Source organism: Pyrobaculum islandicum DSM 4184 (genome assembly GCF_000015205.1).
In the GTDB taxonomy this organism is placed as follows: domain Archaea; phylum Thermoproteota; class Thermoprotei; order Thermoproteales; family Thermoproteaceae; genus Pyrobaculum; species Pyrobaculum islandicum.
Window position 1 is genome coordinate 731,014 of record NC_008701.1, and the last position, 13,036, is coordinate 744,049.

13 protein-coding genes and 1 tRNA gene are annotated in these 13,036 nt (G+C 43.0%); 4 read left to right on the forward strand and 10 right to left on the reverse strand.

Features of this window, described 5'->3' with window-relative positions:
- Window positions 1–21 precede the first annotated feature (21 nt).
- Window positions 22–1,221, forward strand: a complete 1,200-nt coding sequence (hmgA, locus tag PISL_RS04190; RefSeq protein WP_011762566.1) for a hydroxymethylglutaryl-CoA reductase (NADPH) — start codon at window positions 22–24, stop codon at window positions 1,219–1,221.
- A 510-nt stretch (window positions 1,222–1,731) separates the two neighbouring features.
- On the opposite strand, the gene PISL_RS04195 is transcribed toward hmgA, so the two are convergent.
- Window positions 1,732–2,145, reverse strand: coding sequence for a hypothetical protein (locus tag PISL_RS04195; protein WP_011762567.1), 414 nt, complete (start codon window positions 2,143–2,145; stop codon window positions 1,732–1,734).
- Between the two features lie 234 nt (window positions 2,146–2,379).
- On the opposite strand from PISL_RS04195, the gene PISL_RS04200 reads away from it, so the two are divergent.
- Window positions 2,380–4,944: a DNA-directed DNA polymerase I gene (locus PISL_RS04200; protein WP_011762568.1), complete on the forward strand. Its 2,565-nt coding sequence runs from the start codon at window positions 2,380–2,382 to the stop codon at window positions 4,942–4,944.
- On the opposite strand, the gene PISL_RS04205 is transcribed toward PISL_RS04200, so the two are convergent.
- The 8 genes from PISL_RS04205 to PISL_RS04240 all read right to left on the reverse strand — a co-directional run bounded on the left by PISL_RS04205 (window position 4,936) and on the right by PISL_RS04240 (window position 10,799).
- Window positions 4,936–5,346, reverse strand: a complete 411-nt coding sequence (locus tag PISL_RS04205; RefSeq protein WP_011762569.1) for a DUF2286 domain-containing protein — start codon at window positions 5,344–5,346, stop codon at window positions 4,936–4,938. The genes PISL_RS04200 and PISL_RS04205 overlap by 9 nt on opposite strands.
- 19 nt (window positions 5,347–5,365) lie before the next feature.
- Window positions 5,366–5,920, reverse strand: coding sequence for an archaetidylinositol phosphate synthase (pgsA, locus tag PISL_RS04210; RefSeq protein ID WP_011762570.1), 555 nt, complete (start codon window positions 5,918–5,920; stop codon window positions 5,366–5,368).
- 16 nt (window positions 5,921–5,936) lie between these two features.
- A complete protein-coding gene (locus tag PISL_RS04215; RefSeq protein ID WP_011762571.1) occupies window positions 5,937–6,416 on the reverse strand; it encodes a tRNA (pseudouridine-N1)-methyltransferase in 480 nt (159 codons plus the stop codon).
- The gene (locus PISL_RS04220; protein ID WP_011762572.1) at window positions 6,413–6,709 is read right to left on the reverse strand and encodes a 30S ribosomal protein S26e; all 297 of its coding nucleotides are present in this window, start codon (window positions 6,707–6,709) and stop codon (window positions 6,413–6,415) included. The genes PISL_RS04215 and PISL_RS04220 overlap by 4 nt, the downstream gene beginning before the upstream one ends.
- A 672-nt stretch (window positions 6,710–7,381) precedes the next feature.
- Window positions 7,382–7,861, reverse strand: a complete 480-nt coding sequence (locus PISL_RS04225; protein ID WP_342364424.1) for a hypothetical protein — start codon at window positions 7,859–7,861, stop codon at window positions 7,382–7,384.
- 95 nt (window positions 7,862–7,956) lie between these two features.
- A complete protein-coding gene (gene proS / locus PISL_RS04230; RefSeq protein WP_011762574.1) occupies window positions 7,957–9,423 on the reverse strand; it encodes a proline--tRNA ligase in 1,467 nt (488 codons plus the stop codon).
- Window positions 9,424–9,512: 89 nt separating this feature from the next.
- Window positions 9,513–10,277, reverse strand: coding sequence for a tRNA (adenine-N1)-methyltransferase (locus tag PISL_RS04235; RefSeq protein ID WP_011762575.1), 765 nt, complete (start codon window positions 10,275–10,277; stop codon window positions 9,513–9,515).
- A gap of 21 nt (window positions 10,278–10,298) precedes the next feature.
- On the reverse strand, window positions 10,299–10,799 hold the full coding sequence (locus PISL_RS04240; RefSeq protein ID WP_011762576.1) for a hypothetical protein: 501 nt from the start codon (window positions 10,797–10,799) through the stop codon (window positions 10,299–10,301).
- A gap of 87 nt (window positions 10,800–10,886) precedes the next feature.
- Here PISL_RS04240 and PISL_RS04245 point away from each other — a divergent pair.
- A tRNA-Arg gene (locus PISL_RS04245) sits at window positions 10,887–10,984 on the forward strand.
- A 2-nt stretch (window positions 10,985–10,986) separates the two neighbouring features.
- Here the strand turns inward: PISL_RS04245 and PISL_RS04250 are convergent.
- Window positions 10,987–11,613, reverse strand: a complete 627-nt coding sequence (locus tag PISL_RS04250) for a KEOPS complex kinase/ATPase Bud32 (RefSeq protein ID WP_011762577.1) — start codon at window positions 11,611–11,613, stop codon at window positions 10,987–10,989.
- A 45-nt stretch (window positions 11,614–11,658) separates the two neighbouring features.
- Here PISL_RS04250 and PISL_RS04255 point away from each other — a divergent pair, with 45 nt between their 5' ends.
- Complete coding sequence (locus tag PISL_RS04255) at window positions 11,659–12,780, forward strand: radical SAM protein (RefSeq protein ID WP_011762578.1); 1,122 nt, start codon at window positions 11,659–11,661, stop codon at window positions 12,778–12,780.
- The last annotated feature ends 256 nt before the right edge of the window (window positions 12,781–13,036 follow it).

Sequence of the window (13,036 nt, forward strand, 5' to 3'; positions counted from 1 at the left end):
TTATAAAGCCAACTTATTAAAATGTTTTTAATGGAAGTTAAGTTACACGAGTTTGAAAAAATATACGGCGACGCCAATAAAGCAGCCGAGGCAAGACGCCAGTTTTTAGAGAGAGTAACAGGTGTAAAGTTGGAAAATATAGGCAAGACGACGATAGATCTAAACACTGTTGTCGGAAAAAATATAGAAAACGTCATAGGGGCTGTGCAGATACCAGTTGGCGTCGCAGGCCCCTTATTGATAAAAGGCGATTATGCAAACGGCTATTTTTACATCCCGCTCGCAACTACTGAGGGGGCGCTTGTCGCCTCGGTAAACAGAGGGGCAAAAATAATTACAGAGTCTGGTGGTACTAGGGTAAAAGTCTTAAAAGATGGCATGACCAGGGCGCCTTTGTTTAAACTACAGTCAGTTATAGAAGCCATAAAATTTGTAGAGTGGGTATATCAACATTTTGACGAATTGAAAAAGGTAGCAGAGTCTACGACTAAACATGGGAAATTAAAAGAAGTACAACCCTTTATAGTTGGGAATTACGTGTGGCTAAGATTCGTCTTCTCTACGGGGGACGCCATGGGTATGAATATGGTTACTATAGCCACAGACGCTATTGCGAAATATATAAGTGAGAAGTTCCCTGAAGCAAAACTTGTGGCACTTAGCGGAAATATGTGCGTTGATAAAAAAGCCAATGCTGTGAACTTTATATTAGGTAGAGGTAAAACTGTAATAGCAGAGGCGTTGATAAAGAGAGATGTATTGGAAAAATTTGGAGTCTCTCCTGAAGATGTTCACAACGTAAACGTCGAGAAAAATCTCATAGGCTCAGCATTAGCGCATTCATACGGTTTTAATGCACATTTCGCCAACATTATAGCAGCAATATTTATCGCAACAGGGCAAGACGTAGCACAAGTTGTTGAGTCTAGCATGGGCATAACGACGACTGAACCTAGAGAAGAGGGCTTATACATATCTGTATTTCTGCCCAGTCTAGAAGTCGGCACCGTAGGTGGTGGAACAGGGCTACCTACGCAACGAGAGGCTTTAGAACTGTTAGGGGTGGCAGGCCCAGGGAACCCGCCTGGCACCAACGCTCTAAAATTTGCGGAAATTGTAGCCTCAGCGGTGTTAGCCGGGGAGCTAAATCTGCTTCTGGCTCTTACACGAAACGAATTGGCTTCAGCCCATCAAAGATTGGGTAGAGCTAAAGGGACATAGAGAACTTTTGAGTTTAAAAGCTAGATACTAAGATTTGAGATGGAAAAATGGAGTGTTTTTGTTTTGCCTTTAGTTAATCCTCTTCTTTCACCTTGACTCTACGTCCTGGACAGACAGTGATGAACGGTCTCTCTTCCGAATATGGAAGATTATACCACTGGGTTAACGTCGTCGAACTCCTCCTCCACTGTCTTAACCCACCGTAGAGATGTTTTCCTATCTCCGCTTTCGTCGCTCTGCCTCTGCTCTAGGTAAGTCTCATCGCACATCTTGTCAACAATAAAGACGGTGTTGTTTCTCTAAGGCCAGTTTAATTATCCCCTGGGTCATTCTTATAACACCAGCGGCAGTAATTTAGCTTTTTCCCAGAGCTCTCTCTTTCCCGCGTGTCACACCCCCAGCTCTGGGGTCTGGTTATCGCAGGGGCTGTCGCTAAGCCCAGACAATCCAGACTCTCTTGCCCGGGGTCAAGACCCTTCAGGGGCTGTGCACCATGGAGGAGGACTAGAGCTAAGAAGTAATGCTTTGGCTAATTCTATGGGCAAATTGACGTATTTTTGGTAATAAATTCTCTATGTGCCAAAGAGGGTTAACAAACACAATTAACCAACCTTTCTTATTAGGAAGTTCGAATATTCCAACTTTATAATTGGCGTACTTTATGGTGACATAATTAAGTTCACCTAAATTTTCGTCATGATTCTGCTTTATTATACTTATTATCTCAATGAGGTTTGACACTTGCCGTAATGTTTTTGCAGTAAGAGTATTAGGCAAGTGGTGTATAAGCGGTACACCTCGCTCGTCGAGTATCGTCACACCGTGTATAGCCTCATTTATAATCTCTGTGATTATAATCCGCTTTAAATCTGTAGCAACAGACGTCCTATTATCCGTCTTATGTGGAGAAACATAAATTACCACGTAACTTCAATAAGGTATAGTTTATAAGTTTTCGTAGAAGTAAAAACAGCGACTTAGGTTAAATTCTGACGCAAAAATTTGAAGCCGTGGCATTCAGCCTTATCAGAATGTTGGCACATATCTTGTTCTTAACATCATTACAACCGTAGGTCTCGCAATCATGGACGGGGGCTGTTGAATCTCCCCCGATGTAATACTGTTGTTAATTTTTATTCCTCGTCTGGATATAGCTATGTGTTAGAGTTCGAGGAGGAGGTAGAACTCGAAGAAGAGGAAACTAAGGAATATGAAGGCGAGGCAATAGAAGAGGGGAGGGTAAAGGGCGTCGTCTCTAATACAGTGCCGCCCTCCATCGTTTTAGCCGTTGTATATGATGGATCTGAGGGTAAGGCACTAGTGAAGTTTTACGATCCAATAGGCGATGTTGTATATTACTGGTATGATAAAACGGGACATAAACCCTATCTTATAACTAACAAGACACCAGAAGAGATAGCTGAGAAATTTCCCGAAGTTTTACGTCATCCGGGCTTCAGTCACCTTGACGTAGAGGAGAAATATAATGCTCTATATGATAAAAAAATCTTGGTAACTAAAGTATACGCCAAAGACCCGCTCTCTATCGGCGGCGGCAAAAATTCGCTAAGAGATATCCTAGGAGAAACATGGGAATCTAGAATAAAGTACCACCATAGCTATCTCTTTGATAGAAACGTCATACCAGGAATGTGGTATCAGACAAACGGCAACGGATTAACTCCCGTAGAGATTGTAATTCCGCCTGAGGTAAGACAAACACTGAGTAGCGTTTTCAAGCCAGAACATGCAAAAGTTGCAGAAGAGTGGATACCACTTTTCCAAGCGCCTGTACCACACATAAGGAGAGTAGCAATAGACGTAGAAGTTTACACACCTCAAGAAAATAAGATCCCAGATCCAAAGGAGGCTGAGTATGAGATTATTTCTGTGGCATTAGTAGGAAGCGACGGGCTTAAACGTGTACTAATGCTGAAAAGACCTGAAATTGAGGCTGAGCTCAAATATAGACCTGATTACGAGATACTATTTTTCGACAGCGAGTATGAGCTGATTAGAGAAGTATTTAAGACCATAGTACAATATCCAATCGTAATAACATTCAACGGCGACAACTTCGATTTACCATATCTGTATAATAGAGCTATTGCACTCGGCATACCAAGAGAAGAAATACCCATAACTGTGAAAAGAGATTACGTCAGCGTGGCTCCCGGCGTTCATATAGACATGTATAAATTCTTTGCAATAAAGGCTATAGAGGCTTATGCATTTGGCGGCGTCTATAGAGGCGAGAGAGGGCTTGATGGAATAGCTTATGCAATACTCGGCGTGGGCAAGGTGGAAAGACAGAAAAACGTGTCTAGAATGGGGTACTGGGAACTTGCAGAGTATAACTACAGAGACGCTTTAATCACTCTCTATTTCACTCTATACAACAGCGAAATGGTCATGAAGCTGATAATGTTATTATCCAGAATCGCTAAAATGCCTATAGAGGATATAACAAGATCTCAAGTATCTGCTTGGATTCGGAATATGCTCTATTATGAACACAGAAAAAGGGGATGGCTTATCCCCAATAAGGAGGATATCTTAAAGGAGAAGGGGGCTGTTCACACCAAGGCGATTATTAAGGGAAAGAAATATGCAGGAGCTGTAGTCTTAGACCCGCCCCTAGGCATATTTTTCAACGTCTACGTCTTAGACTTCGCCTCTCTATATCCATCTATCATAAGCAAATGGAACTTATCTTACGAAACTGTAAACTGTCGCCAAGATGCCGAAAAACCAATCCCAGAACTTCCTCATACAGTATGTCGCGATAGGCCAGGGCTTACAAGCACGCTAGTTGGAATCTTGAGAGATCTCAGAGTCCATGTATATAAGAAACTTGCGAAAACCGCATCTTCTCCTATCGAGAGACAGTTATATGATGTAGTTCAAAGCGCAATGAAGGTTTTCATAAACGCATCATACGGCGTCTTTGGCGCTGAGACGTTTCCGCTATATTGTCCGCCAGTCGCTGAATTAACAACAGCGTTAGCGAGGTATATAATGACAAGTACGGTTCTTAAGGCAATAGAGCTAGGGCTAATCCCGGTCTATGGTGATACAGACTCGCTATTTCTATGGAATGTTACTGAAGATAAGATTAAAGAGTTGATAAAACATGCAGAAGAAATCGGCATAGATATCGAGCTTGACAAAGTATACAAGTTTGTTATGTTTAGCGGCAGAAAGAAAAACTACCTTGGCATAACAAATGATGGAAGCGTTATAGTCAAAGGCATTGTTGCTAAAAAGCGTAACGCTCCACCTTTTGTAAAAGAGCTTGTTGAAGACATTATAAATAACTTGAAAAATATAAATAGTGTAGATGATATAATTAAAGTGAGAGATATAATTATAGCAATGGTGAAAGAAGCCGAAACAAAAATTAGGGAGAAGAGAATAACACTAGATAAGCTAGGTATAAAGATGGTATTAAGCAAAAACTTATCTGAATACACTAAGAATAGGCCTCAGCATGTAAAAGCCGCTGAGCAACTATTAAAGTACGGAATACAGATAGGCAAAGGCGACGCTATAATTCTAATCAAGACTAAGGATTCTGTCGGCGTTAAACCTATACAACTTGCACGGATAGATGAGATAGATGAAAAGAAGTACCTAGAGTACATAAGCACTTCTCTCGAACAAATTCTAGAGGCTATGGGAGTCTCTATCGAAGAGCTAAGAGGCGCAACACGTTTACTCTAGCTCCTCCTCTTCAACGCCAGATAAGCCTGTTAAGACGCCTTTTAAAACTTCCTCTGTTGTAACATCGTCAATATATGGAAACACCACCGTGGCATTATCAACTTGAAGACTCTCTCCAGCCCATCTGGCCTCGTAAAAAATTTCATATATTGGCAACGTCACTTCAACTCTATCCTCTATCCTTTTAGGCGAATACTTCCTAACCTTCTCCAAAAGCTCTTTAGCTAATGGCGCTGGATATGATACTGAGTAGAAATCCCTTAGAATTATGAAATCGGAGCTCGTAGGATTCCAAGACTTTAATAACTCCACAGCTATCTCCTTCACCGCCTCTGTTACATCTTTATTCACCACCTCTTTGCTTACTACAGAGTTTTTCGAAATCTTTGCAACGACACTCATTGTCTCTCTCCCCTCTAGGTTATTTAAACTTTCTAAAAACGGTTAAACCACGGTATAACGCTGCAATATTGACCAACGACACATATACATAGAGCAGGTATTTCGTATAATAATGAGCAACCTCAATAAAGAGCGCTGTTAAAAAGAGGTAAGCTATACGCTCTCCACGTTCCATAAAGCCAACCCCCCTAACCTCTACGCCAAGCGCTTCACCTCTACATCTGGCATAGCTAATTGCAAATGTGCCAACTAGGCCAATGTATAGCATCAGAGGATCTAGGTACGGTATAAAATACAAAAGATATGCCGCATCTGAGTACCTATCTAGAAATGAATCTAAGAATGCGCCTTTTTTTGTCACAGTGCCTCTACTTCTAGCTACTGCTCCATCTAGGCCATCTAAGAGCCCTGATACCAATATAAAAAGCCAAGGCGGGCAGTTAAAAAGCAACACAAGCAGCACACCACCCCATGCAACTAGCGCAGAAGCTATAGTTAACATATTTGGGTCAAGCGGTATAAACCTACCTATTCTGTCTAAGTTTATGAACCTTCTTAGTTTTTCGGAAACCACAGCAAAATGAATCTTGTTATTTTTGAAGTTGAGAAATTAAATATGCCACATATGCTGCGGCTTGCCAAGACATATATGGGACGGGCCCCAGCGATATCCATACAGCGTGTTTTGATAATATCTCTTCATCCTCTTGCGAGAGACCATCGTGATCGCCAAAGATATAAAGCCCGTCTGACGTAAGAGCAATTTCAGACACATCTATTCCCCTTTCATGTAAATAATAGACGTGTCTAAACCGCCCAACTATAGTCTTTAGATCGCTTTTAAAACTTGGTAACGAGAGGAGCCAGCTGGCCACCGCATGCGTACGGTCGGAGGGGTAAGACGCGACGCGATATGTCGTTCCTTCACATAACATAATATATACCTCGCGTGCACCGCCACGTAGAGACTCTACGAGAAAGTCTATAAGTACGTCAAATCTATTCTTAACAAGATTATGAAGATCTACGGACCAAGGACAAGCTACGTCGCTCTTTATTAAAAAACTCAAATGACCTGTTGTAATGGCACTTTTTTCTTTCTCTCCTCTCGAGGTCTTACCTTGATTATACCAAAGAACACTGCGCAGTTAATGCAGTAAGTCTTGGTAACTAGATAACGTGGGATTATCGCGCCCTGTTTTTCCAATTCTCTGGCTAAGTCTGGCGGCACAGGGGAGTAAGGAACTGTTAATCTAACGGCTTTAGATCTCGGCATAATTTTCCCACAGTTATCACAATATACATATGGCTCCCGTCCCTTATCGCCCTTTTTACGACCTCTATTTTTCCTCTTTTTAGGCACAGCGCCTTTACTTAAGTAATTTTTAAATTTTTGCCTATTACCCCCTTTGCAGTACCCAACCCTCTAGACACATATACATTGCAAGGTCTAGGACGTTTGATCCCTCCTTGATGAGACGCCATGGTATCTCCACCTTTAGCGTTCTGTAGACGTACATGTGAAGCGTATATGGAGAGGGTGAATTTCTGTTAGTGAAGAGTACATGCGACAAGCCAAAAGTTTTTAGTGTTGACTACAATTAAGCGTAGCCGTCCCCATAAATTAGCTTACGCGATGAACCAACCCCATTTTTCTGCCATAACCTGACGTTTAGCTACCCTTAATGTTAGGTTATATTTTCTACGTCGGCATGATCTACGTGACAATTCAGACTCTCAAGCACTTTTCAACACGTCTCTTTCACACTTTGTCTTCTGAGTCTATAAGGCCATGAACCGACCGACGGTATACGTGGCCATCGGCACGGGATTTGGCAAGACCGCCGTCGCTCTGTCTGCGGATTTTGGGTAAACCCGCTCTTCGCCGACGCGCCTTGACTCGCCGTCGTTGCCAACGTCTTCATGGCCGTGGTAGTGCTTGATTTAAGCGGTAGGGCCGCGGCGACGATACTCGGCACGCATCTTGACAATGACGTCAATCTTTGCCGCCAGTAAAGCGGTCATCGCAAGCGTACTAATTCTCTTCGGCGGTCTGTCTCTCGAGTCGGCTTATCTCCTTGTGGAGTCTCCTTAACTCCTTGGCTATTGACGCATCTGGAAGTCTCAGCCGTTTGACGATTCTGCCGTCCACGATGAGTCCCGCCGTAACGCCGTGGTCGAGACGGTTCACGTCAACGGCGACAATTGCCTTGGGCTCCACCGGCATCGCTTCGCGGGCGAATACAAGCGCTACATACAACCTTCCGTAAGTCGACCCCCTCTTGCCCCTCCGCCTCTCTACGCCCAAGAACGCCAACTTCAATTTGGCGCCCTCTTCTAGTCTCTCCCTTATCCACTCGACGGTCTTTCTCCTGAGACAGACGGCAAATGTGCTCTGCAACCTCCGCACTTTGAGGACGCCGCTCTTTAGGTCGACAAAGACCGCTCTGCCCATGTCTCTTTCGTTTTCCACTCCCAGTTGGGCGTTTAACGGAACCGCCCTGTAGAACACCACATCGCGCCAGAACACCTTGGCTTGATCTACGAAATACTTCCTGAGTCCATGCTGTCTGTTGGGGTATGGACGACGTTGGTAAGCTTAGGTTAGGCCTAGTACCGCTCCGAAAGTCTAAGCCAAAACTCGGCACGTTTTTCTTTACATGCTAGGTCACGCATATCAAAACCGCCTATTGAGGGGTCTGTATCCATAGGAATGCCGAGCGCATCCGCACCTACGAGCTCTTGCAACTTAACTCCACACTCATCGTCACCACTCCAGGGGACTTCTACAACCTTGCCCTCTCTAATGGCGTTTTTTGCATCTTCGACTTTCTCCACTTTAACTAATCTATTTCTTAGATCTTCCCAAGCCCTCTTTCGTAAATTGTCTTCTACGACGCTCATAAGTTGTTTGACCGCATCTACCAGCTCTCCAAGCGATACGGCGTATTTCTCTAGCGTATCTCTCCTGGTTACAACAACTTGTCTCTTTTCTATATCCCGCCTACCGACCTCTATGCGTAAAGGCACACCTTTTAACTCCCAGTAGTAAAACTTCCATCCAGGTGTTTTATCTCGTCTATCGTCAATATGTATACGGATACCTACGTCTCTCAACATCCTGTATACTTCGTCTACAAATTTCATAACCGTTGGCATCTCTTCTTCTCCGTAGAATATAGGCACTATAACTACTTGTATAGGCGCCAATTTTGGAGGCAATGTAGTACCTCCATCGTCGCCATGTGTTATAAGCATAGCGGCAATACTTCTCTCTGAAATACCGTAGGAGGTTGTGTGGGCAAGCTTTCTCGTGCCATCTATATCTAGATACGTAACTTCGAAAACTTTGGTAAAGTTTACGCCAAGGTAATGTACAGTGCCTATTTGCAAAGTTCTACCATCAGGCAGAATAGTGTCAAATGCTATTGTATATTCAGCACCAGCAAATTTATCCCAGTTGGGTCTCTTATTTATCATATATGCTAGACACATTTCGTCAAAAATCCTCTTATAGATCTCCACAGCCTCCCGAATCTGTCTCTCGGCATCTTCTCTAGTTGCGTGTACAGTATGAGCCTCTTTAAACATGCTAATCTCCCTTAGGCGAATCATGGGGTGTGTCATTTTTGTTTCCGCTCTAAATACACTAACTATTTGATACAACCGGAGAGGTAGATCTTTATAGTCTTGTATCCATAGCTTCACCATAGGCATAATTGCAGTTTCTGAGGTGGGCCTCAGGATTAATCTCTCGCCACCTTCGCCGCCTTTTGAAACCCAAAAAACCTCCTTTTCAAATCCTCTTATGTGTTGCGACTCTTTGCTGAAAAACTCATAGGGTATAAAAACAGGAAATAGCACTTCTTCGTGTCCTGTTTCATCGTGAATACGCCTTATCAAGTTCTCCACGTTACGCCTTAATTTCATACCATAAGGACGCCATACGTAAGCCCCCTTAACCGGATATCTTACATCATACAGCTCCGCTTCTCTTAAAAGCCAATGGAACCATTCTATTAAATTTGTTTTAAGTTTATCCTTTGTATATGGTTTAGCCTCTCTTAAAAGTTCCATAGCGCTTCTTACAGAGAGCTAATAAAAAGATTTAACCCGAAGTATCTATCACTATATCGAAACCAAGAAGTCACACTTCTTCGAAGGCGTTAAGCTTTTCTAGCTGTAATAATCCACCCGGTGTGGACAACATCAAAAGTCTCAGGCCTTAGCTCACCTACAACAGATTTCCAACGACGTAGAAGTACCTCTTCAATAGAAATGTTGTAGAAGTTATATGTCTTAAGCATCTCAACGGTTTTTGACATGTGCTCAATAGTCGTAGAGAAGACGGCCAACGTACCCCCTGACTTTAGGACTTCTACGGCTTTTTCAATAACGTTCCAAGGATCCCCCATGTCTAATATTACGGCGTCTACTTTCATAGAGCCAAAGCCGCTTTTAACAACGTCTCTTAATTGTAAATCAACATATAGATCAAGTCCCACACTCTTTATATTTTTTATAGCGACTCTTATGTGATCGAATCTTTTTTCAAAACTATAGACAATCCCCCAGGGTCTCACATACCAAGCCAATACGGCGGTTAAAAAGCCGGAACCTGTTCCAGCTTCTACTACTCTAGATCCCGGACCTATGGCTGTAGCTTTTACAATGTATATAGCGTCTTTTGGATATATTGCCTGGGCTTTAATACGGAATCTATGTTCAATTATGTCAAATATAGTCGCAGGAATAGCCCTAAACTTCGCTCCTAATGTAGATGTTACTACTGTACCATATGGCACACCTATTAGCGTATCTGTGTCGATATATCCTCTAATAGTTTGGAGTAAGCCGCTACCGACTTTTGCCACGATTTTGTAATTTCTGTCTTCCTCTATTAACAGCGTCCAATCGTTTTTCTTAAACACTAAAAGGTATATCGACTTTATTTAAAATCTAGCGATGATATACCACTTCTTAAAGTACCGCATTACTGTAAATATATCCCCATCTCTTCTAACTGAGACAGCTCTATAACTGGTTAATAGTATATCGCCTTCTTCATAACCGGCAACCGAGGCGACTACAGCAAGAGGAATAATAACGTCTCTAGCCACTTTATATATTGGCTCATGACCGTTCTTTTTTAAAGCTAAACATAGTTGATAAAGTTCTGGCAGTACCTCTGTCAACAAGTCACATTTAGGGATCCCACCTAATCTGATGCCTAAAATAGAGTTTGTAAAAACGTTCAGATTGTCGCCGGCAATTCTTACAACGAGATACGAAAACAACTCCGGTGGTATTACTTTTATAAGGCGGCGTCTTAATAAACTACGCGGAGGAATAACCGAGGATCCAATTATGGCTAAGTATGCGAACTCCGCAGCTAAGCCTCTTAGTATACGTCTTATTTTTATATCAAGTGTGTAAAGCACGACTATAGACATCGTATAAAATATATAGACGATAGATAGGCGTTAACGTGAGTAAACGTCGTCTGAAAAATTTTAAAACACAGCCGGTTAAGGAAAGCGGGGCCCGTAGCTCAGTCAGGATAGAGCGGCGGAGGACCCAGCTAGGTCCGTCGTGCCTCCTAAGCCGTAGGTCGTGGGTTCAAATCCCACCGGGCCCGCTCTACCTTTCAACATAGCGGCCAGATGCTCTTATTCTGCTTACCTCACTTTCCACAACGCTTGACCTAACACCCATCTCCTCTCTATATCCACTCCAAAAGAGTGATTTAAATTCCTCAGATTTTGCACCGTAGAGCTCTAACGTCCTTAATAATACATTTATGTCTCTCGCCATCAATATGGCTGTTTTACGAGTCCACCCCCTCCTCGTCTCGCCCAGGCCAAAGTCTATGAAGTAAAGCTCTCCCTTTGAAAGAATTATATTTGTGGGCGCAAGATCGCCGTGTATCAACCCAGCTTTATGCATCTTGCCGATATATATGCCTACATCTTTCAGGTACTTATGCTCGCCTCTGCTTAGTAAATCGCGAAGGCTCTCGCCTTCTACATATTCCATTAGTATAGTTGTTTTCTCAGGATCAAAAAAGTATACCGCAGGAACCCTTACGCCTATTACGTGGGCTATGTACATATTGCGAACTTCGTTAATTGTTCTTCTCCTCCTTATGAGATAGTCAAGTGTATGATCTCTATACGCCTTGGGCTTTCTCCATTTTAACACCGCCTTTATTCCGAACCAATCGACAAGGTATATTTCGGCTTCCGCACCTTTCGCAATCAGAATCACAAAGTCACGAGTTTAATAATTTAAATGTGCATACAGAGTTGAGATATGTATTGGACCTTTTATAGACCTGACGCAATTTCCATATGGGAAAGCGCTGTTATAAGGGAAAGGCTTGCGTGGTACTCTTCGGTAATGCGTAATAAGGCGCCTGCTAAATATCATATAGCAGCCAGGCTTGAGGCTCCACAGGATTATACCGAGATGAATGAAGAAGAGCTTTGGAAACTCCACAATGAATTAGGGCGTGTTTTTGATGAGGAGTTAAGTCGCCAGAGAGAGCGGCCGGACCCATCTCTTATAAAAAAGACACTACCGCCCGCATCGTTTCTTGACGTAAAAATAGAACTTGCTAAAAGACAGCTAAAGCATTGTATGCTCTGTGAGAGAAGATGCGGTATAGATAGAACCACAAAGAAAGGCGCTTGTCTTCTAGATTACAAACCCCGGGTTGCAAGCTTCTTTCTCCACCTGGGCGAAGAAGCCCCATTGGTGCCTTCGGGCACAATCTTCTTCACAGGGTGCAACTTCCGTTGTGTATATTGCCAAAACTGGGATATCTCACAATATCCAGAAGCCGGAGTGGAAGTTACAGCAGAAGCCTTAGCTGCTATACAAGTAAGGCTAAGAGAGGAGGGAGCCAAAAATATAAATTGGGTTGGCGGAGAGCCTACTCCTAACATACCGTATATTCTGGAATCTATGAAGATTCTGGCAACCAAAGGAGTCAATGTACCTCAGCTCTGGAATTCAAACATGTATATGACACCGGAGGGTCTTTCTCTTGTTCTCCACGTAATTGACATATGGCTTCCCGACTTTAAATACGGTAATAACATGTGTGCTATGCGCTATTCGGTAGCTCCTAGATATTGGGAAGTGATTACTAAAAACTTTTCTGTTATATGTAGGCGGCGGGAGGATATAATAGTTAGACATCTAGTCCTCCCAGGCCATCTTGATTGTTGTACAAAACCAGTATTAAAGTGGCTGGCAGAAAACTGCCGCCACGCCCTTGTAAACATAATGGATCAATACAGGCCAGAATACCTCGTATCTAAGCTGGATAAATATAGGGAGATTAGAAGAAGAGTTTCAGAAAGAGAAATGGAGGAGGCCTATAGATATGCCGATTCATTGGGTCTAACATGGAGAGAGGTCAGCAGATAACTGCCCTCCCTACCCTTGGGGTGAAGTTTGCTGTGAGTATTTCAGCTATTATCTTTCGTCAAGATTGACGAGCGGATATTTTGGCTATCCGCCTCAGTACTAAATGGCGGGATTTCTTCTCGCCCACGCCTTCACTAACAGCACATGTCTCCGACACGGGCATGGGCCGACGACTACAGCTCCCCCAAAGACAGAGCCCCTTCGACAAGCAGGGCATATCCGTATTTAGATATCCTCTTCTCTGCCACGAGATTAT

What these genes read in the sequence shown, in the direction of transcription:
- PISL_RS04205 (WP_011762569.1), bottom strand. Translation starts at nt 5,346, where the DNA reads ATGAGTGTCGTTGCAAAGATTTCGAAAAACTCTGTAGTAAGCAAAGAG.
- PISL_RS04255 (WP_011762578.1), top strand. Translation starts at nt 11,659, where the DNA reads ATGTATTGGACCTTTTATAGACCTGACGCAATTTCCATATGGGAAAGC.
- PISL_RS04240 (WP_011762576.1), bottom strand. Translation starts at nt 10,799, where the DNA reads ATGTCTATAGTCGTGCTTTACACACTTGATATAAAAATAAGACGTATA.
- proS (WP_011762574.1), bottom strand. Translation starts at nt 9,423, where the DNA reads ATGGAACTTTTAAGAGAGGCTAAACCATATACAAAGGATAAACTTAAA.
- hmgA (WP_011762566.1), top strand. Translation starts at nt 22, where the DNA reads ATGTTTTTAATGGAAGTTAAGTTACACGAGTTTGAAAAAATATACGGC.